Genomic DNA, 23,074 nt, shown 5'->3' with positions numbered 1-23,074 from the left:
CTCTTAGTTGCCGACCGTCACGTACACATGGCACGTCGGCTTGCTGATGCGATTGCCGCGACCCTTGGCGCGCGCGGTGAAGCGCTTGAGCGTGGCGCCCTGTTCGACGTAGATGGTCTTGACCTTCAGTTCGTCGATGTCGGCACCGTCGTTGTGCTCGGCGTTGGCGATGGCCGACTCGAGCACCTTCTTGACGATCACAGCGGCCTTCTTCTGCGTGAACTGCAGGATGTTGAGCGCTTGATCGACCTTCTTGCCGCGGATCAGGTCGGCGACCAGACGGCCCTTGTCGACCGAAAGGCGGACGCCGCGGAGGACTGCACGTGTTTCAGACATGGTCGTTCCTTACTTCTTCTGGACTTTCTTGTCCGCGGGGTGCCCCTTGAACGTGCGCGTGAGCGCAAATTCGCCGAGCTTGTGGCCGACCATCTGGTCGGTGATATAGACAGGCACGTGCTGCTTGCCGTTGTGCACGGCAATGGTCAGGCCGATGAACTCGGGCAAGACCATCGAGCGGCGCGACCAGGTCTTGATCGGCTTCTTGTCCTTGGTCGTCACGGCCTTGTCGGCCTTGGCCACCAGGTGGTGGTCGACGAACGGACCCTTTTTGAGAGAGCGAGTCATTGTGCTGTCCCTTACTTCTTGCGACGCGACACGATGAAGACCTGCGTGCGCTTGTTGTTGCGGGTGCGATAACCCTTGGTGAGATTGCCCCACGGATCGACAGGATGACGGCCTTCGCCGGTCTTGCCTTCGCCGCCGCCGTGCGGGTGGTCGACCGGGTTCATCACCACGCCGCGAACGGTCGGGCGGATACCCATCCAGCGCTTCACACCGGCCTTGCCGAGCTGGCGCAGGCTGTGTTCTTCGTTGGCGACTTCACCGATGGTCGCGCGGCACTCGACGTGCACGCGGCGAACTTCACCCGAGCGCATGCGGACCTGGGCGTAGACGCCTTCGCGGGCCAGCAGCGTGGCCGAGGTACCGGCCGAACGGGCGATCTGCGCGCCCTTGCCGGGCTGCAGTTCGATGCAGTGGATCGTCGAACCCACGGGAATGTTGCGGATCGGCAGCGTGTTGCCGGCGCGGATCGGGGCTTCCGCACCGCTCAACAGCGTTGCACCGGCTTCCAGGCCGCGCGGGGCGATGATGTAGCGGCGCTCGCCATCGGCGTAGCACACGAGCGCGATGTGGGCGGTGCGGTTCGGGTCGTACTCGATGCGTTCGACCTTGGCCGGGATGCCGTCCTTGTTGCGCACGAAGTCCACCACGCGGTAGTGGTGCTTGTGGCCACCACCCTTGTGACGGGTCGTGATGTGACCGTTGTTGTTGCGGCCGGCCTTCTGGAACTGGGGTTCCAGCAGGGCAGCGTGCGGCGCACCCTTGTAGAGGTGGTCCCGCGAGATCTTCACCGCGCCGCGCTGGCCCGGCGAAGTGGGTTTCATCTTGATGACGGCCATGATTAAGCGCCTTCCCCAACGAGATTGAGCTCTTGACCGGCCTTCAGCGTCACATAGGCCTTGCGAACGTTGTCGCGGCGGCCGACGGACTTGCCGAAGCGCTTGGTCTTGCCCTTGGTGTTGAGCACCGACACGCCCTGGACTTGGACCTTGAACATCAGTTCGACGGCGGCCTTGATCTCGGGCTTGGTGGCGTCCTGCAACACCTTGAAAGTGACTGCGTTCGACTTCTCGCCGACCATCGTGGCCTTTTCGGACACGATCGGGGCGACCAGAACGCTCATCAGACGACCTTCGTCGAACTGACGCTGCTGCGGAGTCGGGTTCATGCGGCTCATGCGAACATCTCCTTGAGCTTGTCGACGGCGCCCTTGGTGACCAGCACCTTCTTGTAGTGGACCAGCGACACCGGATCGGTGTAACGCGGCTCGACGACGAGCACGTTCACCAGGTTGCGCGAGGCCAGGTACAGGTTCTCGTCGACTTCCTCGGCGATCACGAGCACGGACTCGAGATTCATCGCCTTGAACTTGGCTGCCAGCGCCTTGGTCTTGGGCGAGTCGACCTTGATCGAATCGACCACGGCCAGACGGCCTTCGCGAGCGAGCTGCGAGAAGATGGAGGCCATGCCGGCGCGGTACATCTTCTTGTTGATCTTCTGCGAGAAGTTTTCGTCGGGCATGTTCGGGAAAATGCGGCCGCCCCCACGCCACAGCGGCGAGGAAGTCATACCGGCACGGGCACGGCCCGTTCCCTTTTGCTTGAAAGGCTTCTTGGTCGAGTGCTTGACCTGTTCGCGGTCCTTCTGGGCGCGCGTGCCTTGGCGTGCGTTGGCCTGGAATGCGACGACGATCTGGTGAACCAGGTCCTCGTTGTAGTCACGGCCGAACACGGTCTCGGGGGCGTCGTACTTCGACGCGGCCTGGCCTTGTTCGTTCAGGAGTTCGAGTTGCATTTACTTCGCTCCTTCAGCCGCTTGCGGCTTGGCCTTGACGGCCGGACGCACGGTGACGAAGCCACCCTTGGAGCCCGGGATCGCGCCCTTGATCAGAAGCAGCTGGCGTGCTTCGTCGATACGGATGACGTCGAGGTTCTGGGTCGTCACGGTGACGTCGCCCAGGTGGCCCGTCATGCGCTTGCCCGGAAACACGCGGCCGGGATCCTGCGCCATGCCGATGGAGCCGGGGACGTTGTGCGAACGGCTGTTGCCGTGCGACGCCCGCTGCGAGCTCATGTTGTGGCGCTTGATGGTGCCGGCGTAGCCCTTGCCGATCGAAGTGCCTTGCACGTCGACCTTCTGGCCCACCGCGAACACGCTGCTCACGGCGATCGCGCCGCCAGCCTTGTGCTGGGCGGCCGCATCGGGGGTGACGCGGAATTCCTGGATGATTTCGCCGGCTTCGACGCCAGCCTTGGCGAGATGACCGGCTTCGGGCTTGGTGACGCGCGATGCCTTGCGCGAGCCGAACGTCACTTGCAGTGCGACGTAGCCATCGGTCTCTTGGGTTTTGATCTGGGTCACGCGGTTGTTCGACACATCCACCACCGTGACGGGAACTGCATCCCCGTCATCGGTGAAGAGACGCATCATCCCCACCTTGCGGCCCAGCAACCCGAGGGAGTTGCTCAGACTCATTGGTTTTTCTCCAAAACTCCCGCCGCTGCCACTTCAATTGGCGACAGCGTTTGGTATGCGGAAGAAGGTTAATAAAGCTCTGCGCAACGAACACCCAAAAAGCGCAAGTTAGGCAGAGCCAAATATTATAGCCCGCGGACGGCCGCAAGAGCAAGCGGCCGGAAAGGAAGGGTGGGTGGTGTCCCCGTTCGAGCTGTAACAGCCCTAGTAGAGCTTAGGGCCCGGGCGGGTTAAGCCCGGTGTCCAAGACCAGACGGAAGCGCGCAGCGACCCTATTTCACCGGCATGGCGTGGATCTTGTCGCCATCCGGGGTCTGCTTGAGGGTGCCGCTGGCAGGCAGCGCGGAAGGCGTCTTGCCTACCTGGACGGGCACCGAGGTCGCGCTGGTCGCGCCGCGCTGGGTCGTGAACACATGGAGATAACCGATACCTTCGGCACCGGGCACGACCTGGACCGTCAAGGTCGTCGTCTCGCCCGCCGGCAGCGGCTGCGTTCCTCCAGCGCCGATCAGCGACAGGCCGCCCTCGGCCGTCAGGCGGACCGAAGCGCCGGCGGAATCGGTGATGCCGTCGAAGCTCAGCACGACGGAAACCGCGCTCCCGGCCTGCGGCGTACCGTCGACGCGGTACTGCACTGAAACGCCGGAGCCGTTCGACTTGGCCGCAGCAGCGGTCATCTTGGGTCCGCTGCGCTCCGGCTTGCTGTCGGCGCAGGCTTGCAAGGACACCCCCATCGCCAGCGACGCGACGACGATGGCTGCCAAGCTGCGATGTGCACGCATGGATGCGCTCCTCAATTGATGGTGACGTTGAAGCATGTGTTCGACGACGAGTTGTTGAAGTCGTTCAAGACCAGAACGCTCTCGCCGGCGGCAAGGGGGACAGAAGCAGCCTGGACGACAGTTGTTTCTGCCCTCGCGTCGACGACCTGGCGTCCCTGATAGACGACGAAGTCGGGATCCGAGCCGGCAGGTCCCGTGGCGCTGATGGCGTAGTTGCGCGCGGCAGGGGTGGTGAACCGCAGGTACGCATAGCTGCCCAACTTGTTGCCGGCGCGCGGCACCGGGTCCGCCTGGTTCGTCACGCAAGCCTGCAGGGGGACGCCCACGGTGGCCGTCGTGTACATCGGCAGGGCGAAGGTAGTGAGCCCGCCATGGTTTGTCTCGTTGGTTCCGAATGGATCATTCGGAACCGTGATGCCCTGGCCCGTGAGCAGCGCGTTCAGCGCAGATGCGCCACCCGGCGCCGTCGCATTGAAGGCCACGGCAAAAGGATGAATGGACGTCACCGCCACGCCACTCTTGAAAGAGGCAGCGGTGAGCGTGTCATGAATCGGCTTGAAGCCGACCTGGTTGTTCAGGTTCCACAGGATCGAGTGGATCGAGGCCTCGCGGTACCAGCCGGCGGGGGACGACGCACCCGCGCGCAGATCGAGGTTGCCCCCCTGCGCCTGGCCCGCATCGGTGGAATCGGTGTAGTTGCTGCGTCCCAGCGCGATGCCTGACCAGGCATTGCCCCAGCCTTCCGAAAACGCCAGCCGCCGGTCGAGAAGCCCGCTCAGGGAATGGCTGCCGCCCGGCGAATCGTCGCGGCTGAAGGCCGACTGGTAGTAGTGCCCCCACTCGTGCGCCACGACGGGGGCGTCGTATTCGTCGGTATCGACATTCTCCTTGCCCAGCACGTAGATGGCGCGGCCCGTGCTCCTGTTGGTGAAGAAGGTCGTTCCGATCTGCCCCAGCGCCAGATTGCCCGACGCCGGTACGTTGTTGACGCTCCAGAACACGCGCAGCAGCGGGAAGGCAGTGCCCGGCGCCACCGAGAGAACTTTGGCCTGAGTCGTATAGATCGTGTCGAGCAGCGCGAACGGCCCGCCGACGCGGGTCGAGGCATAGCTCGTGCCGTCCCAGCCGGAGGGTGCGTGGACGTCGCGCGTGAGCGTGGCCACCACGCCGGTGGGAAACGCGGGCGTTTCCATCGCGTAGATCGCGTCGGACTGGGTGTTGTCGCGGACTGTGACGTCCCAGCTCGCGCCCGAGCCGGTTTGCAGCATCTGGGCCTTGACCCGCACCACGACGGTTGTGTTGGAAGGCACGGAAACGGAATAGGCGCCGCTGGCGTCGGTGCTCGCCGTCGCCACTACCGCCGACGCGCCGTTGACGACTTCGACCACAGCGCCACGAACCGGCTTGATCGCGATGGCCGAATAGTTCAGCGTCCCTGTCGCATTCGGCACCGAATCGAAAGTAACGGTGCCGTTCAGCGTGACGGTCGTCGCGCCCGGCAGTCCCGCGATCGGAAAACCGCCGCCGCCCCCGCCTCCGCCGCCACATGCGCCAAGCACCACCGCGACAGCCACCGCAAAGGCCCGCAAGAGCCATGTTCTAGTCTTCATCTTCGCCCTCTGAGCGTTCACGTCCCGGCCAATCGCCGCCCCCCCCGGAGAATGCCACAGCCAAGTGTCAAAAAACAAAGCCCGCCGGCATTTCTGCGGGCGGGCTCTTGTGAAAGTAACCGAAGTTTCTTATTGAAGCTTGATCTCGACGTCCACGCCGGCCGGCAGGTCGAGCTTCATCAGCGCGTCCACGGTCTTGTCGGTCGGGTCGACGATGTCCATCAGGCGCTGGTGCGTGCGGATCTCGAACTGGTCGCGGCTCGTCTTGTTGACGTGCGGCGAACGCAGGATGTCGAAACGCTTCATGCGGGTCGGCAGGGGCACGGGGCCCTTGACGATCGCGCCGGTGCGCTTGGCGGTGTCCACGATCTCGGCGGCCGACTGGTCGATCAGCTTGTAGTCGAACGCCTTCAGGCGGATGCGGATTTTTTGCTTGGTGGCCATGGTGATTCCTTTGTGCGCTCGAATCAGATGTCGAGGATCTTCGCCACCACGCCCGAGCCCACGGTGCGGCCGCCTTCGCGGATCGCGAAGCGCAGGCCTTCTTCCATGGCGATCGGGTTGATCAGCTTCACGGTGATGCTGACGTTGTCGCCGGGCATGACCATTTCCTTGTCCTTGGGCAGCTCGATCGCGCCGGTCACGTCCGTCGTGCGGAAGTAGAACTGCGGGCGATAGTTGTTGAAGAACGGCGTGTGACGGCCGCCTTCGTCCTTGCTCAGCACATACACCTCGGCGGTGAAGTGCGTGTGCGGCTTGATCGAGCCGGGCTTGCACAGCACCTGGCCGCGCTCGACTTCTTCGCGCTTGGTGCCGCGCAGCAGCACGCCGACGTTGTCGCCGGCCTGTCCCTGGTCCAGCAGCTTGCGGAACATTTCCACGCCGGTGCAGGTGGTCTTCACCGTCGGGCGGATGCCCACGATCTCGATTTCCTCGCCGACCTTGATGACGCCGCGCTCCACAGCGCCGGTCACCACCGTGCCGCGACCGGAGATGGAGAACACGTCTTCCACGGGCATCAGGAAGGTGCCGTCGACCGCGCGCTCGGGCGTGGGGATGTAGGTGTCCAGCGCGTCAGCCAGCTTCATGATGGCTTCCTCGCCCAGCTTGCCCTTGTCGCCTTCCAGGGCGAGCTTGGCCGAGCCATGGATGATGGGGGTGTCGTCGCCGGGGAATTCGTACTTGTCCAGCAGCTCGCGCACTTCCATTTCGACGAGCTCCAGCAGCTCGGCGTCGTCCACCATGTCGCACTTGTTCAGGAAGACGATGATGTAGCCCACACCGACCTGGCGGGCCAGCAGGATGTGCTCGCGGGTCTGGGGCATGGGGCCGTCGGCGGCCGAGCACACGAGGATGGCGCCGTCCATCTGGGCGGCACCGGTGATCATGTTCTTGACGTAGTCGGCGTGGCCGGGGCAGTCGACGTGGGCGTAGTGGCGGTTGGCCGTTTCGTATTCGACGTGGGCGGTGTTGATGGTGATGCCGCGCGCTTTTTCTTCAGGCGCCGCGTCGATCTGGTCGTAGGCCTTGGCTTCGCCGCCGAACTTCGTCGACAGCACCGTCGCAATCGCCGCCGTCAGCGTGGTCTTGCCATGGTCCACGTGACCGATCGTGCCCACGTTCACGTGCGGCTTCGTGCGGGTGAATTTTCCTTTTGCCATTTTCTATCCTTGAAAGAGCAGTGCCCGTGTATGGTTTAACGTCTGCACCATGTTGCTGGTTCTCTCGCCACGGGCAACGAGAGGCACACGGTCGCAGACAGAACTTCTTACTTGGTGCGGGAAGCGACGATGGCTTCGGCCACGTTGCGCGGAGCTTCGGCGTAGTGCTTGAACTCCATCGTGTAGGTGGCGCGGCCTTGCGACATCGAACGCAGCGTGGTCGAGTAGCCGAACATTTCCGACAGCGGGACCTCGGCCTTGATGGCCTTGCCGCCGCCCATCATGTCTTCCATGCCCTGCACCATGCCGCGGCGTGAAGACAGGTCGCCCATCACGTTGCCGGCGTAGTCTTCAGGCGTCTCGACTTCCACGGCCATCATCGGCTCGAGAATGACCGGGCTGGCCTTGCGGCAGCCTTCCTTGAAGCCGAAGATCGCGGCCATCTTGAAGGCCATTTCGTTCGAGTCCACGTCGTGGTACGAACCGAAGTGCAGCGTGACCTTGACATCGACCACCGGATAACCGGCGAGCACGCCTTGGCCCAGCGCTTCGATCACGCCCTTTTCGACCGCCGGGATGTATTCGCGAGGAACCACGCCGCCCTTGATCGCGTCGACGAACTCGAAGCCCTTGCCGGCTTCCTGCGGCTCGATCTTGAGCACGACGTGGCCGTACTGGCCCTTGCCGCCCGACTGGCGCACGAACTTGCCTTCGGCCTCTTCGACCGTCTTGCGGATGGTTTCGCGATAAGCCACCTGCGGCTTGCCGACGTTGGCTTCCACGCCGAACTCGCGCTTCATGCGGTCCACGATGATTTCGAGGTGCAACTCGCCCATGCCGGCGATGATGGTCTGACCCGACTCCTCGTCGGTCTTGACGCGGAAAGACGGATCTTCCTGCGCAAGACGCTGCAGCGCGATGCCCATCTTTTCCTGGTCGACCTTGGTCTTCGGCTCGACGGCCTGCGAAATCACCGACTCCGGGAACACCATGCGCTCGAGCGTCAGGATGGCAGCGGGGTCGCACAGGGTTTCGCCCGTGGTCACTTCCTTCAGGCCAATGCACGCGGCAATGTCGCCGGCGCGGATTTCGCTGACTTCCACGCGGTTGTTGGCGTGCATCTGCACGATCCGGCCGATGCGCTCCTTCTTGCCGCGCACCGGGTTGTAGACGCTGTCGCCCTTGGTCAGCACGCCCGAGTAGACGCGCACGAAGGTCAATTGGCCCACGAACGGGTCGGTCATGAGCTTGAAGGCCAACGCCGAGAACTTTTCGCTGTCGTCGGCTTTGCGGGTCGTCGGCGCTTCGTCTTCGTCCATGCCTTTGACCGGCGGAATGTCGGTCGGCGCTGGCATGTATTCGACGACGGCGTCGAGCATCGCCTGCACGCCCTTGTTCTTGAACGCGGAGCCGCACAGCATCGGCTGGATTTCGCCGGCGATGGTGCGCTGGCGGATGCCGGCCTTGATTTCGGCCTCGGTCAGCGCGGTGCCTTCGAGGTACTTGTTCATGAGCTCTTCGCTCGATTCGGCGGCGGCCTCGACCAGCTTCTCGTGGTACTCGGCGCAGACGGCGGCCAGGTCGGCGGGGATCTCGCCATACTTGAAGGTCACGCCCTTCTCTTCGTCCCAGATGATCGACTTCATCTTGACGAGGTCGACGACGCCTTGGAAGCGGTCTTCGGCGCCGATCGGGATCTGGATCACGACGGGATTGGCCTTCAGGCGGTCCACCATCATCTGGCGCACGCGCAGGAAGTCGGCGCCGGTGCGGTCCATCTTGTTGACGAACGCGAGACGCGGCACCTTGTACTTGTTGGCCTGGCGCCAGACGGTTTCGGACTGGGGCTGCACGCCGCCGACGGCGTCGTACACCATCACGGCGCCGTCGAGCACGCGCATCGAGCGCTCGACTTCGATCGTGAAGTCCACGTGGCCCGGGGTGTCGATGATGTTGATGCGGTGTTCGTCGAAGTTGGCGCCCATGCCCTTCCAGAAGCAGGTGGTGGCAGCGGACGTGATCGTGATGCCGCGCTCCTGCTCCTGCTCCATCCAGTCCATCGTGGCGGCGCCATCGTGCACTTCGCCGATCTTGTGATTCACACCGGTGTAGAACAGGATGCGCTCGGTGGTGGTGGTCTTGCCGGCGTCGATGTGCGCAGAAATACCGATGTTGCGGTAGCGCTCGATGGGGGTCTTGCGGGACATGAAAATTACTCCGTTAACGGATGAAAGCCCGCCCACCGCATTCGGTGGGTCGGGCTTCCAGCCTGTCTGACTAGTGGGCTGTTGTTAGAAGCGGAAGTGACTGAAGGCCTTGTTGGCTTCGGCCATGCGGTGCACTTCATCGCGCTTCTTCATGGCACCGCCACGGCCTTCCGTGGCTTCCATGAGTTCGTTGGCCAGACGCAGGGCCATCGACTTTTCGCCGCGCTTGCGGGCGGCTTCCTTGATCCAGCGCATCGACAGCGCCAGGCGACGCACCGGGCGCACCTCGACGGGCACCTGATAGTTCGCACCGCCGACGCGGCGCGACTTCACTTCGACCATCGGCTTGACGTTGTTGATGGCCATGGTGAAGGCTTCGACCGGGTCCTTGCCCGGGTTCTTCTTCTCGATCTGGTCGAGCGCGCCATAGATGATGCGCTCGGCGATCGCCTTCTTGCCGCCTTCCATGATCACGTTCATGAATTTGGACAGCTCGACATTGCCGTACTTGGGATCCGGCAGGATTTCACGTTTGGGGACTTCGCGACGACGTGGCATTTTTCTAACCTCTTTGCTTCAGTTGGCACCGTTTCCGGCACCGCGAGAGCCAACAAGAACTCTCACTTACTCGACCCAACAGCGGGTCACTTCGTCCGATGCGCCTGCCAGGGCACGCCGAACACCGTTGAACGACAGAAAGCCTTAAGCCTTCTTGGGGCGCTTCGCGCCGTACTTGGAACGCGACTGCTTGCGATCCTTCACGCCTTGCAGGTCCAGCGAACCGCGCACGATGTGGTAGCGCACACCGGGCAAGTCCTTGACACGACCGCCGCGAACCAGCACGACGCTGTGTTCCTGCAGATTGTGGCCTTCGCCGCCGATGTAGGAAATGACTTCGAAGCCGTTGGTCAGACGCACCTTGGCGACTTTCCGCAGCGCCGAGTTCGGCTTTTTCGGGGTCGTGGTGTAGACCCGGGTGCAGACGCCGCGACGCTGCGGCGAGTTCTGCATGGCAGGGCTCTTCGACTTGATCTTTTCGACCTCGCGACCCTGACGCACCAGTTGATTGATGGTTGGCATGAATGAATAAGTCCCAAAACACCCCGGCAAGAATCCTTGTCGTGACACAAGGGGCCGGGAGATGACGAAAACGTGAATCCCTTCGGATTTTTCCGAAAAGCCCACGAGTATAGCAGTGCGGCCGTGACGCCGCAATCTCAGCTGCACCGGGGCGCCCGCCGGGCGGGCGCCGGCCTCACTTGATCCAGAGACGGACGGCGTCCCAGGCGCGGCCGAGGACGCCAGCTTGCTCGACCGGCTCCAGCGCCACGAGCGGCACTTCGGCGACCGGTTGGTCGGCCAGCGTGATCTTGAGCGAGCCGATCGGCTGGAAGCGGGAGAACGGCGCGACCAACGGGTCTGGCCGTGCCACTTGCGTCTTGATCTTGCTCGCCGAGCCGGCCGGGACCGCTACCACGATCGCCTCGGGACGGCCCAGCTTGACGGTGTTTTCCTTGCCCTTCCAGACCGCCGGCGTCGCCACCGCCTGGTTGGCGTCGAACAGGCGAACCGCGTCGTAAGCGGTGTAGCCCCAGTTCAGCAACTTCTGCGACTCGTTGGCGCGTGCGTTCTCGCTCGCCGCGCCCAGAACGATCGACAGCAGGCGCCGGCCGCCGCCGAGGTTCGGGAAATCGCGCTTCGAGGTCACGATCATGCAGTAGCCGGCCGCATCGGTGTGGCCGGTCTTGAGGCCGTCGACGGTCGGGTCGCGGAACAGCAGCAGATTGCGGTTGGTGTCGTTGGTCGAGGGGGTGCCGGGATAGCGGTACTTCTTGATGGCGTAGTAGTGCACATACTCCGGAAAGTCGCGCATCAGGCGCGTCGCCAGGATGCTGAGGTCGCGCGCCGTGGTGCTATGGCCCGGCGCCGTGAGGCCTTCGGGATTCTTGTAGCTGGTGTTCTTCATGCCGAGCGCCTTGGCCTGCTCGTTCATGAGTTCGACGAAATGCTCGACCGTGCCGCCCACGCCTTCGGCCAGCGCGACGGTGGCGTCGTTGCCCGACTGGACGATCAAGCCCTTGACCAGGTCTTCGACCGGCACCTGCATCTTGGGGTCGATGAACATGCGCGAGCCGGGCATCTTCCAGGCGCGCGGGCTGACCGGCAAGGTCTGCTGCAGGCTGATCTTCTTGGCCTTGAGCGCGTCGAACACCAGATAAGCCGACATCAGCTTGGTGAGCGAGGCCGGTTCGACCGGGCTGTCGATGTCCTTTTGCGCGAGCAGCTGGTTGGCCGTGATGTCGAGCAGCAGGTAGCTGCGCGCCGCGACTTCGGGCGGCGCCGGCACCTGGGCGTGGACGACCATGCAGAAGGATGCGGCAGCGGCCACCGCGAGCGCGCGCAGCGCGTCGAGAAAACGATTCATGGGGATGCGAAGAGACGAAAAACTAGCCCGCGCGCAGGTGGCGGACGACCAGACTTTTGAGCAGCGGCAATTGTCCGTGAAAGAAATGACCGCCTCCGGGAACGACTGTGACAGGAAGTGACTGCGGCCGCGCCCAGTCCATCACGGCAGCGAGCGGCACGGTGTCGTCGTGCTCGCCGTGCACGACCAGCGTGCGTTCGTGCGCCTCCGCCGGCAACGTAGCAACGGAAAAGCGCGAGGCGGCCGTGCCGACCAGCACCAGGTGCCGGATGTCCCTCGTCGCCCAGAGCTTCTCGGCCGTGCAGCTCGCCACGAAGGCGCCGAACGAGAAGCCGGCGATGGCCAGCGGCCCCTCGGGCGCCAACTGCTCGACGACGGCCAGCATGTCGTCGCGCTCGCCGCGTCCTTCGTCGTGCGCCCCTTCGCTGGCGCCGACACCGCGGAAGTTGAAGCGCACGGCGGTCCACCCGCACGAAACGAAGGCGCGCGCCAGCGTCTGCACCACCTTGTTGTCCATGGTGCCGCCGAAGAGCGGATGGGGATGGGCGATCACCGCCACGCCGAGCGCCGGCGAGCCCGCGGCCGCCGCGTCGCGCAGCACTTCGATGGCGCCCGCGGCGCCCTTCAGCTGGATTTTTTCGGTTCTGGAATTCATCACCGCCCCACCTCGGGCGGCAACAGCAGCCGCTCGACCACTTTGCCGTTCTTCAGATGCGATTCGACGATCTCGTCGATGTCGTCCTCGTCGACGAAGGTGTACCAGACGGCTTCCGGATAGACCACCGCCACCGGCCCGCCCGCGCAGCGGTCGAGACAGCCCGCCTTGTTGACGCGCACCTTGCCGGGCCCGGCCAGTCCGGCCTCCCTGATGCGGGCCTTGCAGCGATCGAAGCCCGCCTGGGCGTTGTGCTTCGAGCAGGAGTCCTCTTCGTTCTTGCGTTCGTTCAGGCAGAAGAAGATGTGCCGAGCGTAGTAGCCGCGCGGCGGCGGGATGCTGGAATTGGACATCGAACCATTCTATTGAGCGTGCGACGCGAACACTGGGCGCCGGGGTATGGACTACGCCGGCCGCGTCCGGCGCGACAGCGCGGCCAGCACGTAGGCCAGCGTGGCGAAGGGCCAAAGCCAGCCCAGCCACTGCGCGAGCCCGTGGAAACGGATGAAGCGCCCCTGCTCCCAGGTCGCCAAGGTTTGTGCGAAATAAGCGCTCTCGGGCGCCTGGTTGAGCAGGCTCAGGTGAACCACGAGCGCGATCAGCAGCAAGCCTGCACAGAACCGGCGCGGCGCGGGCAGCAGCAGCACGCCCAGAACCAGCGCCGCCACGATGCCGACCTGCACCGGCAGGCTCAGCCAGGCCCAGGCGTGCTCGGGGCCGTAGCTCAGCGCGGCCGACAAGGCAGTGGCCGCCATCCCGGCCACAAGCACCAGCGGCAGCAGGACGGCCCGGCGAGAGATCGAGCGCGTGACCAGGAAGGCCAGCAGGCAGGGCACCAGCGCTCCCAGCATGACGCACAGCAGTTCGACGCCGGGCACCAGCGGCTCGAGCTCGAACTGGCGCACCGGCATCCAGTCGATGAAAGGGGTGTCGAGGAGCCATTCCGAAATCGCCGCCTCGAGCCGTTCGTACACCTGGCCCAGCCCGAAAGTGACCGCTGCCGGAAATAGCAGTGCGAGCGGCCACAGCGCCAGCAGCACCAGCGCGCCGCGCGACTCCTCGACGAACCAGTTGGAGCGGGTCCGGTGCCAATGCGCCACGGCGCCGAAGCGCTCGAGCGCCGCCGCGAGCACGGCGCCCGCCAGCGCGCCCGCACTGTTCAGTCCGAGGTCGACATTGGAGGGAATGCGCGAGGGCAGGTAGCTTTGCAGGGTCTCCATGGCGAAAGCGATCGCGGCGCCGGCCGCCGTGGCGCGCAGCACCGCGCCCGCCACGCCGACGCCCGGCCGAGTTCGCAGTACTGCGATCGCCGCCAGGAAACCGAAGGGCATGTAGCCCGCGACGTTGACCCCGAAGTCGAAGCCGGTCCAGTACTTGGGCCACGGCGCCGCCAGATAGGCCCAGGGCGCGATGCCCTGGTCGCGCCAGTCGGCGAAGGGATAGAGGCTCGCGTAGACGATCAGCGCCGCATAGGCGAGCGCGAGGGGCAGTGCGGCGGACTTGTGCTGGGTTCCCACCGTGCTCAGAACGGCTTGACCACGACCAGCACCACGATCCCGAGCAGCAGCAGCACCGGCACTTCGTTGAACCAGCGGTACCAGCGCTCGCCGCGCCGGTCTGCGCCCGAGACGAACTTGCGCAGCAGCACCCCGCAGGCATGGTGATAGCCGATCGCGAGCAGCACCAGGGCCAGCTTGGCATGCATCCAGCCGTTGCCCGGACCGCGTCCGATGCCATAGCCGAGCCAGAGCCAGAGCCCGAAGCCGAGCGCCGGCACGGCCAGGAAAGTGGTGAACCGGAACAGCTTGCGCGCCATGAGAACCAGCCGCGCGCGTTCGGCCACGGATTCGGGCGCCACCATCGCCAGGTTCACGAAGATGCGCGGCAGATAGAACAGTCCCGCGAACCAGCTCGCAATGAACACGATGTGCAGTGATTTGACCCAGAGCATGGCGGCAGTTTAGTGGCGCGCCCCATTGGCGCAGGGCGATTGAAAGGGGCAAAAAAAAGCCCGGCGTCAAAACGCCGGGCTGGGAAGCCCTTTTGCTGTCACACATCAAGGCACCCGCTCAGGGAGGAAAAGCGGGGGGCGGCAAGCCGCCCAACGCGGAATTTAGCAAAGGCATTACAACCTATCAAGCGAGTTCTAATCTTTTTCCCCGAATTGGTAGAGCACATAGTTCCAACGTATTACTGCACCGAAGCCGCGGAAAGACCGCTCGAGGGGCTGTATCAGAGGGCAATCCCGGCACTTCAGGCACAATTTTCCGCATGACCCTCCACGCTCCTTTTCCTGCGGGCCGACCGCGCCGGCTGCGCCGCGACGCCTTCACACGCAATCTCGTACGTGAGCACACGCTCAGCGTTCACGACCTGATTTACCCGGTGTTCGTGCAGGAAGGCCAGAAGCGGCGCGACGCCGTGCCCTCGATGCCCGGCGTCGACCGGCTCAGCCTGGATCTGTTGCTGCCGGTCGCCGAACAGTGCGTGGCGGCAGGCATCCCGGTGATGGCGCTGTTTCCGGTGATCGATGCCGGCCTCAAGACGCCGGCCGGGGACGAGGCTTTCAACCCCGAGGGCCTGATCCCGCGCGTGGTGGCCGCCCTCAAGTCGCGCTTCCCGGAACTGGGCGTGATGACCGACGTGGCGCTGGACCCCTACACCAGCCATGGCCAGGACGGCCTGCTCGACGACACCGGCTACATCCTGAACGACCCGACCGTCGAGGTGCTGGTCAAGCAGGCGCTCGTGCAGTCGCAAGCCGGCGTGGACATCGTGGCGCCTAGCGACATGATGGACGGCCGCATCGGCGCGATCCGCAGCGCCCTCGAGTCGGCCGGCCAGATCCACACGCGGATCATGGCCTACAGCGCCAAGTACGCGAGCGCCTTCTACGGCCCCTTCCGCGACGCCGTCGGCTCGGCAGCCAACCTCGGCAAGAGCAACAAGAAGGTCTACCAGATGGACCCCGGCAACAGCGACGAGGCGCTGCGCGAGGTGGCGATCGACATCGCCGAGGGCGCCGACATGGTGATGGTGAAGCCCGGCATGCCCTACCTCGACATCGTGCGCAGGGTGAAGGACGCGTTCCAGGTCCCGACCTTCGCCTACCAGGTCAGCGGCGAGTACGCGATGCTCAAGGCCGCGGCGCAGAACGGCTGGCTCGACCACGATGCCGTGATGCTCGAAAGCCTGCTGGCCTTCAAGCGCGCCGGCGCCGACGGCGTGCTCACCTACTTCGCGCTCGATACCGCCCGGCTGCTGCAGCAACAGTAGCGGACCGGTCGGGCACCATGCGCGTCTTCGAAATCAGCGGCTCGCGAATTACCGAACACGAGGCGCTCGCGCCGATGGCCGTGCCCGGCGCCTGCGCCGGCGGCTATCTGTGGATCTCGCTCACGCGGGACGAATTCCGCAGCTCGCTCGCCGAGGTGCAGGGCATCCTGCAGTCGCTCTGCGGCACCCAGCTGGTCGACCTCCATGTGGCCGACCTGGTCAACGACCAGTTGCCCTCGCACTACGACTACACCTCGCAGTACGACGTGCTGGTCTTTCGCCGGCTCGCGGCTGCCAACGGCACGGCGCCGAAGAGCGCGGAGCCGACGCTGGCGCGCGGCGGCCCGCCGGTGCTGCGGCGCGTCGATACGCGGCCGGTCGGCTTTGCGGTCTTCGACCGCGTGCTGCTGTCCGTCCATCCGGAAGACGGCGCGGTGCGCGATGCCTTTGCCGCCCGCCTGCTGGCCGCTGCGGCCTCGGAGGGGCGCGGCGGTGCGGCTGCCCCGGCGCTCGACGTCCGCGCCGTTTCCACGCGCGTGCCGCCGAATCCTGCCGACCTGATGCTGCGCGTGGTGAACCTGATCGTCGACGCCTACCTCGACCTGCGGCGCGAGCTGACGCGGCAGCTGGACCACTGGCAGGCCGAGCTGATCGACCCCCGCAGCCGCTTCACGAACTGGAGCGCGCTGATGGATGCGCGCCAATCGCTGCACCACCTGGACGAGATTTGCGAAGACCAGCGCGCAGCCATCCAGGACTGGATCGATGCGCTCGAAACCCTGCCGCCGCCCGAAGGAGCGGCCGCGTTGCGCGAACGCGAACTGATCATGGTGCGCAGCCGCGACGTGCTCGAGCACATCCAGCGCGTGGTGCACCACGTGCGGCGGCTCGAACAGAACGCCGAGACCGCCGTGCAGATGCACTTCAGCGTGCAGAGCCACCGCGCCAACGACATCATGCGGGTGCTCACGGCGCTCACGGCGATCTTTCTTCCGCTCAACCTGATTGCCGGCATCTTCGGCATGAACTTCGAGTTCATCCCGCTCGTGCACAAGGCCGACGGCTTCTGGATCGCCATGGCCTCGATGGCCGTGATCGCGCTGCTGCTGGTGGTCGTGTTCTGGCGCAAGCGCTACCTGGCCCGAAGCAGATAAACAAAAAACCGGGCAGCGCACTAGCGCTGCCCGGTCCTTCTGTGGGGTCGGCGAATTTACTTGGCCGCGGGGGTGCCTTCCTTCTGCGCTTGCTGGAGCGTGGCGGCGCGGTTGGGCATGGTCGAGATCACGCGGCTGTTGACGCGCGAGCCGCTGGTCACGTTCTGGTCGGGCGCATTCGCCGTGGCGACGGCTTGGGCACGCACAGCCGCCGAATCAGCCACCGAGGTGAAGGGATCGGCGCCACGCGAACCGCGCGTCACGTTCTGGTTGGGGGCGGCAGCCGCACGGACGGCTTCGGCTTCGACGTCGGCGCGGTTCATGCCCGACACCGACTTTTGAACGCCTTCGTAGCTTTCGGCCTGGGCGCCGGCAGCGGCCAGAAGGGAGAGAGCGGCGGCGGCGATGATTTGCGAGGTCTTCATTTCAGGTCCTTTGGAATTCGTCGGAGTGGTTGCTGACCAGGCTCGCGGGATGGCTGGCCTGTGCGACGAAGTTTCCGGTGGAATGACCTCGGGAAATTACCTAGAAAAGAGACACCGCGTTTCCGGGATCGAAACAATAAAAAACCGGGCCCATGCTTTCGCATGGCCCGGCTTTGTCGCTCGTCGGCGAGCTGGCGAATTACAGCCCGGCTTGGCGCGTCGTCACGAAACGCGGGTTCGAGAACTGCGACGGAATCACGCTGCCGGCGAAGGATTCGCGGCGCACGTTCTGGTTCGGCCTATGGGCATGGGCCACGGCTTCGGCGCGAACCTCGGCAGGGTCACGAGCGCTCACCAGAACCGTCGCGGGGCCCGCGACGTAGCCTTCGGCATACGGGTTTGCGCTGCGGGCAGCGACGACCGCCTGGGCATCCACTTCGGCGCGGCTGTTGGCCGACACCAGCGAGTGCACGCCGTCATAGGTTTCGGCCTGTGCGCCGGCAGCGGCGAGAATCGAGAGAGCGGCGGTGGCGATGATCTTCGAGGTCTTCATTTCAATCTCCTTTGGTTGGTGTGGGATGAAGTTTGCGCCTGAATCTAGGTAAAAACCCTTGGCTTTCTGAACCACCGCATTCACGAAATTGAAACAATGGAAGCCCGATGGACGGCCTGGACCTGCTGAAAGCCTTTCGTGAAGTTGCCGAACGCGGCAGCTTCTCCCGCGCTGCCAAGGTGTTGGGCACCTCGAAGGCCACCGTCAGCAAATACGTCGCGCAGCTCGAAGAGCGCTTCGGGGTGCGCCTGCTCAACCGCTCCACGCGCTCGGTCAGCCTGACCGATGCCGGTCAACTGCTGCTCGAGCGCAGCAAGCCGCTGATGGAGATGGTCGAGCTCACGCAGAGCGAGCTGCAGGAACATGCGGGCCATCCGCGCGGGCGGCTTCGCATCACGGCGCCGCACGGGTTCGCCCAGAGCGCCTTTCCGGACATCCTGAGCGAGTTCATCAAGAACTATCCCGACGTTCATGTGAGCCTGCACCTGAGCAACCGCGTGATCGATCTGGTGGAGGAAGGCGTGGACATCGCGCTGCGCCTCGGGCGTATCCGCGACGAGAACCTGATCGTGCGGCGCCTGCGCCAGATGGACCTGGTGCTGTGCGCCGCGCCTTCCTACTGGGCCCGGCGCGGCCTGCCCAAGAAACCCGACGACATGCGCAGTCACGACGTGCTGACCTACTCGCTCGCCGAGGGCGCGCCGCACCTGCCCTTCGAGGTCGACGGCAAGCCCTACATCGTGCCGGTGCGAAGCCGCATGGATGCCAACGATGCCGCGCCGCTGATCGGCGCCGCGCTCGCCGGACTCGGCGCCGTCTGCGTGCCGGCGATGATGGCGCAGTCGCATGTCGAGCGCGGCGCGCTGGTGCCGGTGCTGAAGGAATACATGCCGCGCGACCTGTGGCTCTACGCGGCCTATTCGCAGCGCCGCCACAACAGCGCGGCGCTGCGCGCCCTGCTGGATTTCCTCGAGGACCGCGTGCGGAACTCGGCAGCGGCGCTGGCTCCTCCCGAGGCCGCCGCCGTCAAGCCTGCCAGGCGGGTGCGTCAGCCGGTGAGCGCCTGACGACAGGGTTCAGCGCAGACCGAACAGCGCCGCCGCGTTGCCCCACGCGATGCGCTGCGCCACCTCGGGCGGCACGTCGCCCAGCCATCGGCGATAGCCGCCCATGATCTCGTCGTAGGCGCTCCAGCGCTGGTTGACCCAGGTGTCGGAGCCGACCAGGAAACGCTCCGGATACTTGAGGATCAACGCGCGCCACTCGGGGCACAGCGTGCCGCCCTCGCAGGTGAGGCCCGGCCGGTAGGAGAGCTCGCCCATCAGCAGCGGATAGCGCTCCAGCAGCGCCTGCACGCGCGCCACCGGCGCGCCGCCGATGCCGGTGTGGGCCCAGATGAGCCGCAGCGCCTTTCCCTTGGATGGCGCGTGCGCCATCAGCAGATCGATCGCGACGTCGTCGACATGCGCCAGCACCGCGAGCTTCTTTTCTTCCGCCAGAACGATCAGCTTCCTGGCGACCGGCCCGTTGGCGTTGGCGCTGTCGTAGAGATGGAACTCCCCCAGCCCCCGGTAGGGCCCGCTCGCCGTGCCGCGCGCCAGTTCGGCCTGCACCATCTCGTAGATGCTCTCGTCGCGGAACCAGTTGCCGTAGTCGTCGCGATTCCGGTTGAGCCGCACGAAGGGCACCACGGTCACGCCGGCCTCGCGCGTCTCGCGCGCCGCGGCCAGCGTCTGCGTGCCGGCGTTGGGCCGCGAGTTGGCGATGATGGCTTTCACGCCGTTGCGCTGCATGCGCGCCAGTGCCTCGGCGGGCGGGTACGGGCCGGAGTCGCCGTCCCAGGCTTCCTGGTTGTAGTGCAGGTGGGTGTCGAACAGCGGGCCGCCGTAATCGGCCGCCTGTGCGCCGAACGCGGCAGCCGCCAGCAGGGCCGGCACCCAACGCATCAGATGCCGCGTCACGCCATACCCCCGCTCAGCCGACGTGCTTCGCAAAAAAGGCCAGCGTGCGCTCGCGCGCCAGCTTGGCGGCCTCGGCGTTGTACGAGCCCCGTTGGTCGCAATTGAAGCCGTGGCCGGATTCGTAGACATGCACCGCGACCTCCGGGTGGGCCTTCTTGAAGGCCTCGATGGTGTCGAGCGGAATCCAGTGGTCGTTGTTGCCGAAATGGGCGAGCACCGGCACCTTGGGTTGGATCGCGCTCTCCTCCGGCGCCGTCATTCCGCCGCCGTAGTAAGGCGCCGCCGCCGCGAGGCCGGAGACCTTCGCCGACGCGCGCCACGTGAGCAGGCCGCCCCAGCAGTAGCCGACGATGCCGACCTTGCCGGCACGGGCCGCGTATTCCACCGCCGCCTGGATGTCCTGCAGCACGCCCGGTGCCGGCAGCGCCTCGACGGCGGTCTTGAGCTCGAAGCCGGCCTTCATGTCCTCGTCGCTGTAGCCCAGTTCGACGCCCGGCTTGACGCGATGGAAGGTCGAGGGCGAGACCGCGAGATAGCCGTCGGCCGCATAGCCGTCGGCCACCGATCGGATGTGCGAGTTGACGCCGAAGATTTCCGGCACCACGACGATCGCGCCCTTCGGCTTGCCCGCGGGTTCCGCCACGTAGGCCGGAAAGCCAAAGCCGTCCTTGGCGGTGAGATCGATGAACTGGCCCATGGTCATGCTCCTGAGGTGGATGGTTGTTGAATCAATGCGCGTTCGACGAAATCCAGCCGGTCCTGGCCCCAGAAGATCTCGCCGTCGATCACGTAGCTCGGCGCACCGAACACCTTGGCGTGGATGGCCTGCTGCGTGTAGTCCTCGTAGCGCTCCTGGACCGTCTGGCTTTGCGACTGCTCGCATCGTTTGGCCGGCAAGGCGCATTCGCCGACCAGCACTTCGAGCACCTTGGGATCGGCGATGTTGCGCTCCTGCACCCAGACCGCGGCGAACACCGCGCCGCAGAGCTTCATCGCGGCCTCGGTGCCGTCGTGCAGGTCGACCGCGATGATGAGCTTCGCCGCGTCGTCGGCAGCGACCGGAAAGAACTTGGGCTTGGGGTTCAACGGAATGTCGAGGTGGCGCGAGAAGCGCGCCAGCTCCAGCAGTCGGTAGGCCTGGCGCTGCGGTGCGCGCTTGCCGAGCGGCAGGCCGCCCGAGACCGGATACACGGCGCCGAGATCGACCGGCCGCACCCGCACCGTGGCGCCGTTGGACTTGGCGAGCGCAGCGAAGCGCGCATGCCCCAGGTAGGCCCAGGGGCTCTGGGGCGTGAAGTAGTAGTCGATGGTGTGGGTCACAAGCCGCTCCCGATGATGTAATCGTGCGCACGGTTTTAACTGAGGCACGGCTTTCGTGCAGGAGGTGGGATTTGGACCAGGTGCTCTTGATCACCGGCGGCAGCCGCGGCATCGGTGCCGCGACGGCACTGCTGGCCGCGCAGCGCGGTTTCGCGGTGGCCGTCAACTATGCCAGCAACTCGCTGGCCGCCGACGAGGTGGTGCGCACGATCCGCGACGGCGGCGGCCGCGCGATCAGCGTGCAGGCCGACGTCGGCGACGAGGCGCAGGTGCTCGCGATGTTCGAGAAAGTCGATGCGAAGTTCGGCCGCCTCACGGCGCTGGTCAATAACGCCGGCGTGGTCGACGTGCAGGCGCGCGTCGACCAGATGAGCGTGGCGCGGCTCGACCGCATGCTGCGCATCAACGTGATCGGCAGCTTCCTCTGCGCACGCGAGGCGGTGCGGCGCATGAGCACGAAGCACGGCGGCAGCGGCGGCGCCATCGTCAATCTCTCCAGCGCCGCCGCGCGCCTGGGCTCGCCGGGCCAGTACGTCGACTACGCGGCCAGCAAGGGTGCCATCGACAGCTTCACGATCGGGCTGGCCAAGGAGGTCGCCGACGAAGGCATCCGCGTCAACGCGGTACGACCGGGCCTGATCGACACCGAGATCCATGCCTCGGGCGGCCTGCCCGACCGCGCCGCCCAGCTCGCCCCCACCGTGCCGATGAAGCGCACCGGCAGCGCCCAGGAGGTCGCCAACGGCATCGTGTGGCTGCTGTCGGAAGAAGCGAGCTACGTGACGGCCACCTTTCTCGACGTGACAGGCGGAAGGTGATGGCAACACCGACGATGGACCTTGTCAAGCCGATGATCACGCTGCTGGCCATCGTGAATCCGCTGGCGATCGTGCCTTTCTTCATCCACTACACGCAGGGCTATACCGAGGCCCAGCGCAAACGCACCGCGTGGGTGTCGGCCTTCAGCGCCTTCGTGGTCATCGCGGTCTGCGCGCTGCTCGGGCTTCAGTTGCTGTCCTTCTTCGGCATCTCGATCGCGAGCTTCCAGGTCGGCGGCGGCATGCTGCTCCTGATCAGCTCGCTCAGCATGCTCAACGCGCAGCCGGCCGAATCCAAGACCAACAAGGAGGAGATCCGGGCCACGGAAGTGAAGGCCTCGCTGGGCGCCTCGATCGCGGTGGTGCCGCTCGCCATTCCGCTCCTGACCGGGCCGGCCACCATGTCGACCGTGGTCATCTATGCCGAGAAGACGCAGCACCTCTGGGAGCTCGCGGTGCTGGTCGGCTACGGCATGGTGATCGGGCTGGCGACCGGCCTCACCTTCTCGCTGGCCGAGCCGATCGCACGCGTGCTCGGCAAGACCGGCATCAACGTGATGACGCGCTTGATGGGCCTGATCCTCGCGGCGCTGGCGGTCGAGGTGATGGCCGACGGGCTCGGCACGCTGTTTCCGGCGCTCGCGCGCGCGCCCTAGCCCTTCACCAGTTCGACGATGCGCGGCGTGACCACGCCGTCATCGATCTTCAGCTCCGCCGCCGAAATCGGCAGCCTGAAGCGGCGCGGGCCGGCGCTGCCGGGATTGACGTAGAGAACCCCATCGCGCTCTTCGGTCCGCGGCCGATGCGAGTGCCCGGACACCACCACCCGGACGCCCGCGGCGACCGGGTCGATGTCGAGCAGCGCGAGATCGTGGATCGCATAGAGACGCAGGCCGCCGAACTCGACCAGCGCCGTGTCGGGCACCGCCTCGGCCCACGCCCCCCGGTCGTTGTTGCCGCGCACCGCCGTCAGCGGCGCGATGGCGGCCAGCGCTTCGAGAATGTTCGCATCGCCGATATCGCCGCCATGCACGATGTGCTCGCAACCGCGCAGGAACGCGAGCGCCTCGGGCCGCAGCAGGCCATGCGTGTCGGAGATGAGACCGATGCGGTGCATGCGGCCGGCCTCTG

Annotated in this window: 29 protein-coding genes; 5 read left to right on the top strand and 24 right to left on the bottom strand. The window is 65.6% G+C overall.

Features of this window, described 5'->3' with window-relative positions; genetic code table 11:
- Nucleotides 1–3: 3 nt before the first annotated feature.
- From rplV to ACSQ89_RS02050, 18 genes are all read right to left on the bottom strand, one after another.
- The gene (gene rplV, locus ACSQ89_RS02135) at nucleotides 4–336 is read right to left on the bottom strand and encodes a 50S ribosomal protein L22 (protein ID WP_019657678.1); all 333 of its coding nucleotides are present in this window, start codon (nucleotides 334–336) and stop codon (nucleotides 4–6) included.
- A gap of 9 nt (nucleotides 337–345) precedes the next feature.
- Nucleotides 346–624, bottom strand: coding sequence for a 30S ribosomal protein S19 (rpsS, locus tag ACSQ89_RS02130; protein ID WP_007838132.1), 279 nt, complete (start codon nucleotides 622–624; stop codon nucleotides 346–348).
- Between the two features lie 11 nt (nucleotides 625–635).
- Nucleotides 636–1,460: a 50S ribosomal protein L2 gene (rplB, locus tag ACSQ89_RS02125; RefSeq protein WP_093104747.1), complete on the bottom strand. Its 825-nt coding sequence runs from the start codon at nucleotides 1,458–1,460 to the stop codon at nucleotides 636–638.
- Nucleotides 1,461–1,462: 2 nt separating this feature from the next.
- Nucleotides 1,463–1,789 (bottom strand): 50S ribosomal protein L23, encoded by a 327-nt coding sequence (gene rplW, locus ACSQ89_RS02120; RefSeq protein ID WP_170855568.1) that lies wholly within the window; start codon nucleotides 1,787–1,789, stop codon nucleotides 1,463–1,465.
- Between the two features lie 5 nt (nucleotides 1,790–1,794).
- Complete coding sequence (gene rplD, locus ACSQ89_RS02115; RefSeq protein WP_436296070.1) at nucleotides 1,795–2,415, bottom strand: 50S ribosomal protein L4; 621 nt, start codon at nucleotides 2,413–2,415, stop codon at nucleotides 1,795–1,797.
- On the bottom strand, nucleotides 2,416–3,096 hold the full coding sequence (gene rplC, locus ACSQ89_RS02110; protein WP_436295014.1) for a 50S ribosomal protein L3: 681 nt from the start codon (nucleotides 3,094–3,096) through the stop codon (nucleotides 2,416–2,418). It abuts the gene before it with no gap.
- Nucleotides 3,097–3,368: 272 nt separating this feature from the next.
- Nucleotides 3,369–3,878: a hypothetical protein gene (locus ACSQ89_RS02105; RefSeq protein ID WP_436295013.1), complete on the bottom strand. Its 510-nt coding sequence runs from the start codon at nucleotides 3,876–3,878 to the stop codon at nucleotides 3,369–3,371.
- Nucleotides 3,879–3,889: 11 nt separating this feature from the next.
- Nucleotides 3,890–5,467, bottom strand: coding sequence for a carboxypeptidase-like regulatory domain-containing protein (locus ACSQ89_RS02100; protein ID WP_436295012.1), 1,578 nt, complete (start codon nucleotides 5,465–5,467; stop codon nucleotides 3,890–3,892).
- Between the two features lie 150 nt (nucleotides 5,468–5,617).
- On the bottom strand, nucleotides 5,618–5,932 hold the full coding sequence (rpsJ, locus tag ACSQ89_RS02095) for a 30S ribosomal protein S10 (RefSeq protein WP_028250951.1): 315 nt from the start codon (nucleotides 5,930–5,932) through the stop codon (nucleotides 5,618–5,620).
- A gap of 23 nt (nucleotides 5,933–5,955) precedes the next feature.
- Nucleotides 5,956–7,149, bottom strand: a complete 1,194-nt coding sequence (tuf, locus tag ACSQ89_RS02090) for an elongation factor Tu (RefSeq protein ID WP_436296069.1) — start codon at nucleotides 7,147–7,149, stop codon at nucleotides 5,956–5,958.
- A 107-nt stretch (nucleotides 7,150–7,256) separates the two neighbouring features.
- Nucleotides 7,257–9,356, bottom strand: coding sequence for an elongation factor G (fusA, locus tag ACSQ89_RS02085; RefSeq protein WP_093104187.1), 2,100 nt, complete (start codon nucleotides 9,354–9,356; stop codon nucleotides 7,257–7,259).
- A gap of 84 nt (nucleotides 9,357–9,440) precedes the next feature.
- Complete coding sequence (rpsG, locus tag ACSQ89_RS02080; protein WP_093104188.1) at nucleotides 9,441–9,914, bottom strand: 30S ribosomal protein S7; 474 nt, start codon at nucleotides 9,912–9,914, stop codon at nucleotides 9,441–9,443.
- A 144-nt stretch (nucleotides 9,915–10,058) separates the two neighbouring features.
- A complete protein-coding gene (gene rpsL / locus ACSQ89_RS02075; RefSeq protein ID WP_028249584.1) occupies nucleotides 10,059–10,436 on the bottom strand; it encodes a 30S ribosomal protein S12 in 378 nt (125 codons plus the stop codon).
- Nucleotides 10,437–10,611: 175 nt separating this feature from the next.
- A complete protein-coding gene (locus ACSQ89_RS02070) occupies nucleotides 10,612–11,781 on the bottom strand; it encodes a D-alanyl-D-alanine carboxypeptidase family protein (protein WP_093104190.1) in 1,170 nt (389 codons plus the stop codon).
- 22 nt (nucleotides 11,782–11,803) lie between these two features.
- Nucleotides 11,804–12,436 (bottom strand): alpha/beta hydrolase, encoded by a 633-nt coding sequence (locus tag ACSQ89_RS02065; RefSeq protein WP_093104192.1) that lies wholly within the window; start codon nucleotides 12,434–12,436, stop codon nucleotides 11,804–11,806.
- Nucleotides 12,436–12,789 carry a (2Fe-2S) ferredoxin domain-containing protein gene (locus tag ACSQ89_RS02060; protein WP_093104193.1) on the bottom strand — a complete coding sequence of 118 codons (354 nt, stop codon included), beginning with the start codon at nucleotides 12,787–12,789 and terminating at the stop codon, nucleotides 12,436–12,438. The genes ACSQ89_RS02065 and ACSQ89_RS02060 overlap by 1 nt, the downstream gene beginning before the upstream one ends.
- Before the next feature lie 51 nt (nucleotides 12,790–12,840).
- The gene (locus tag ACSQ89_RS02055) at nucleotides 12,841–13,953 is read right to left on the bottom strand and encodes a VanZ family protein (protein WP_436296068.1); all 1,113 of its coding nucleotides are present in this window, start codon (nucleotides 13,951–13,953) and stop codon (nucleotides 12,841–12,843) included.
- 5 nt (nucleotides 13,954–13,958) lie between these two features.
- Complete coding sequence (locus ACSQ89_RS02050; protein ID WP_093104196.1) at nucleotides 13,959–14,387, bottom strand: CopD family protein; 429 nt, start codon at nucleotides 14,385–14,387, stop codon at nucleotides 13,959–13,961.
- A 320-nt stretch (nucleotides 14,388–14,707) separates the two neighbouring features.
- Between ACSQ89_RS02050 and hemB the strand changes: the two genes are divergently transcribed.
- Together hemB and ACSQ89_RS02040 are read left to right on the top strand one after the other, a co-directional pair.
- Nucleotides 14,708–15,712: a porphobilinogen synthase gene (gene hemB, locus ACSQ89_RS02045; protein WP_093104198.1), complete on the top strand. Its 1,005-nt coding sequence runs from the start codon at nucleotides 14,708–14,710 to the stop codon at nucleotides 15,710–15,712.
- A 17-nt stretch (nucleotides 15,713–15,729) separates the two neighbouring features.
- Nucleotides 15,730–16,866, top strand: a complete 1,137-nt coding sequence (locus ACSQ89_RS02040; RefSeq protein ID WP_436292404.1) for a magnesium transporter CorA family protein — start codon at nucleotides 15,730–15,732, stop codon at nucleotides 16,864–16,866.
- A 56-nt stretch (nucleotides 16,867–16,922) separates the two neighbouring features.
- Here the strand turns inward: ACSQ89_RS02040 and ACSQ89_RS02035 are convergent, their stop codons facing one another.
- Both ACSQ89_RS02035 and ACSQ89_RS02030 read right to left on the bottom strand, forming a co-directional pair.
- Nucleotides 16,923–17,291 carry a DUF4148 domain-containing protein gene (locus ACSQ89_RS02035; protein ID WP_093104201.1) on the bottom strand — a complete coding sequence of 123 codons (369 nt, stop codon included), beginning with the start codon at nucleotides 17,289–17,291 and terminating at the stop codon, nucleotides 16,923–16,925.
- A 199-nt stretch (nucleotides 17,292–17,490) separates the two neighbouring features.
- Nucleotides 17,491–17,844: an alpha/beta hydrolase gene (locus ACSQ89_RS02030; protein ID WP_436292403.1), complete on the bottom strand. Its 354-nt coding sequence runs from the start codon at nucleotides 17,842–17,844 to the stop codon at nucleotides 17,491–17,493.
- A 107-nt stretch (nucleotides 17,845–17,951) separates the two neighbouring features.
- Between ACSQ89_RS02030 and ACSQ89_RS02025 the strand changes: the two genes are divergently transcribed.
- Complete coding sequence (locus ACSQ89_RS02025; protein ID WP_436292402.1) at nucleotides 17,952–18,911, top strand: LysR family transcriptional regulator; 960 nt, start codon at nucleotides 17,952–17,954, stop codon at nucleotides 18,909–18,911.
- A gap of 9 nt (nucleotides 18,912–18,920) precedes the next feature.
- Here ACSQ89_RS02025 and ACSQ89_RS02020 read toward each other — a convergent pair whose 3' ends face one another.
- From ACSQ89_RS02020 to ACSQ89_RS02010, 3 genes are read right to left on the bottom strand one after another with little or no spacing between them, the layout of a single operon-like run.
- Nucleotides 18,921–19,790, bottom strand: coding sequence for an amidohydrolase family protein (locus tag ACSQ89_RS02020; RefSeq protein WP_436292411.1), 870 nt, complete (start codon nucleotides 19,788–19,790; stop codon nucleotides 18,921–18,923).
- Nucleotides 19,791–19,818: 28 nt separating this feature from the next.
- Nucleotides 19,819–20,502 carry a dienelactone hydrolase family protein gene (locus ACSQ89_RS02015; RefSeq protein ID WP_436292401.1) on the bottom strand — a complete coding sequence of 228 codons (684 nt, stop codon included), beginning with the start codon at nucleotides 20,500–20,502 and terminating at the stop codon, nucleotides 19,819–19,821.
- A gap of 2 nt (nucleotides 20,503–20,504) precedes the next feature.
- Nucleotides 20,505–21,125: a 2-hydroxychromene-2-carboxylate isomerase gene (locus tag ACSQ89_RS02010; RefSeq protein WP_436292400.1), complete on the bottom strand. Its 621-nt coding sequence runs from the start codon at nucleotides 21,123–21,125 to the stop codon at nucleotides 20,505–20,507.
- 71 nt (nucleotides 21,126–21,196) lie between these two features.
- On the opposite strand from ACSQ89_RS02010, the gene ACSQ89_RS02005 reads away from it, so the two are divergent.
- Both ACSQ89_RS02005 and ACSQ89_RS02000 read left to right on the top strand, forming a co-directional pair.
- Nucleotides 21,197–21,943 (top strand): SDR family oxidoreductase, encoded by a 747-nt coding sequence (locus tag ACSQ89_RS02005; RefSeq protein WP_093104211.1) that lies wholly within the window; start codon nucleotides 21,197–21,199, stop codon nucleotides 21,941–21,943.
- Nucleotides 21,943–22,599 (top strand): MarC family protein, encoded by a 657-nt coding sequence (locus ACSQ89_RS02000; RefSeq protein WP_093104212.1) that lies wholly within the window; start codon nucleotides 21,943–21,945, stop codon nucleotides 22,597–22,599. Before ACSQ89_RS02005 ends, ACSQ89_RS02000 begins: the two co-directional genes overlap by 1 nt.
- Here ACSQ89_RS02000 and ACSQ89_RS01995 read toward each other — a convergent pair.
- Nucleotides 22,596–23,060 (bottom strand): metallophosphoesterase family protein, encoded by a 465-nt coding sequence (locus ACSQ89_RS01995; RefSeq protein WP_093104214.1) that lies wholly within the window; start codon nucleotides 23,058–23,060, stop codon nucleotides 22,596–22,598. The genes ACSQ89_RS02000 and ACSQ89_RS01995 overlap by 4 nt on opposite strands.
- Between the last annotated feature and the right edge of the window lie 14 nt (nucleotides 23,061–23,074).

Source organism: Variovorax sp. LjRoot175 (genome assembly GCF_964253805.1).
Classification (GTDB): Bacteria; Pseudomonadota; Gammaproteobacteria; order Burkholderiales; family Burkholderiaceae_C; genus Variovorax.
The sequence above is the reverse complement of the archived record's forward strand: the minus strand, read 5'-3'. Positions and strand labels throughout refer to the sequence as shown.

Coding starts and splice junctions, on each gene's coding strand:
- ACSQ89_RS02050 (WP_093104196.1), bottom strand. CDS start 14,387: ATGCTCTGGGTCAAATCACTGCACATCGTGTTCATTGCGAGCTGGTTC.
- rplB (WP_093104747.1), bottom strand. CDS start 1,460: ATGGCCGTCATCAAGATGAAACCCACTTCGCCGGGCCAGCGCGGCGCG.
- ACSQ89_RS02025 (WP_436292402.1), top strand. CDS start 17,952: ATGGACGGCCTGGACCTGCTGAAAGCCTTTCGTGAAGTTGCCGAACGC.
- ACSQ89_RS02070 (WP_093104190.1), bottom strand. CDS start 11,781: ATGAATCGTTTTCTCGACGCGCTGCGCGCGCTCGCGGTGGCCGCTGCC.
- tuf (WP_436296069.1), bottom strand. CDS start 7,149: ATGGCAAAAGGAAAATTCACCCGCACGAAGCCGCACGTGAACGTGGGC.
- ACSQ89_RS02030 (WP_436292403.1), bottom strand. CDS start 17,844: ATGAAGACCTCGAAGATCATCGCCACCGCCGCTCTCTCGATTCTCGCC.
- rplC (WP_436295014.1), bottom strand. CDS start 3,096: ATGAGTCTGAGCAACTCCCTCGGGTTGCTGGGCCGCAAGGTGGGGATG.
- fusA (WP_093104187.1), bottom strand. CDS start 9,356: ATGTCCCGCAAGACCCCCATCGAGCGCTACCGCAACATCGGTATTTCT.
- rpsL (WP_028249584.1), bottom strand. CDS start 10,436: ATGCCAACCATCAATCAACTGGTGCGTCAGGGTCGCGAGGTCGAAAAG.
- rpsS (WP_007838132.1), bottom strand. CDS start 624: ATGACTCGCTCTCTCAAAAAGGGTCCGTTCGTCGACCACCACCTGGTG.
- rplV (WP_019657678.1), bottom strand. CDS start 336: ATGTCTGAAACACGTGCAGTCCTCCGCGGCGTCCGCCTTTCGGTCGAC.
- rpsJ (WP_028250951.1), bottom strand. CDS start 5,932: ATGGCCACCAAGCAAAAAATCCGCATCCGCCTGAAGGCGTTCGACTAC.
- ACSQ89_RS02020 (WP_436292411.1), bottom strand. CDS start 19,790: ATGCGTTGGGTGCCGGCCCTGCTGGCGGCTGCCGCGTTCGGCGCACAG.
- ACSQ89_RS01995 (WP_093104214.1), bottom strand. CDS start 23,060: ATGCACCGCATCGGTCTCATCTCCGACACGCATGGCCTGCTGCGGCCC.
- ACSQ89_RS02105 (WP_436295013.1), bottom strand. CDS start 3,878: ATGCGTGCACATCGCAGCTTGGCAGCCATCGTCGTCGCGTCGCTGGCG.
- ACSQ89_RS02015 (WP_436292401.1), bottom strand. CDS start 20,502: ATGGGCCAGTTCATCGATCTCACCGCCAAGGACGGCTTTGGCTTTCCG.
- rpsG (WP_093104188.1), bottom strand. CDS start 9,914: ATGCCACGTCGTCGCGAAGTCCCCAAACGTGAAATCCTGCCGGATCCC.
- ACSQ89_RS02035 (WP_093104201.1), bottom strand. CDS start 17,291: ATGAAGACCTCGCAAATCATCGCCGCCGCCGCTCTCTCCCTTCTGGCC.
- rplD (WP_436296070.1), bottom strand. CDS start 2,415: ATGCAACTCGAACTCCTGAACGAACAAGGCCAGGCCGCGTCGAAGTAC.
- ACSQ89_RS02040 (WP_436292404.1), top strand. CDS start 15,730: ATGCGCGTCTTCGAAATCAGCGGCTCGCGAATTACCGAACACGAGGCG.
- rplW (WP_170855568.1), bottom strand. CDS start 1,789: ATGAACCCGACTCCGCAGCAGCGTCAGTTCGACGAAGGTCGTCTGATG.
- hemB (WP_093104198.1), top strand. CDS start 14,708: ATGACCCTCCACGCTCCTTTTCCTGCGGGCCGACCGCGCCGGCTGCGC.
- ACSQ89_RS02065 (WP_093104192.1), bottom strand. CDS start 12,436: ATGAATTCCAGAACCGAAAAAATCCAGCTGAAGGGCGCCGCGGGCGCC.
- ACSQ89_RS02000 (WP_093104212.1), top strand. CDS start 21,943: ATGGCAACACCGACGATGGACCTTGTCAAGCCGATGATCACGCTGCTG.
- ACSQ89_RS02060 (WP_093104193.1), bottom strand. CDS start 12,789: ATGTCCAATTCCAGCATCCCGCCGCCGCGCGGCTACTACGCTCGGCAC.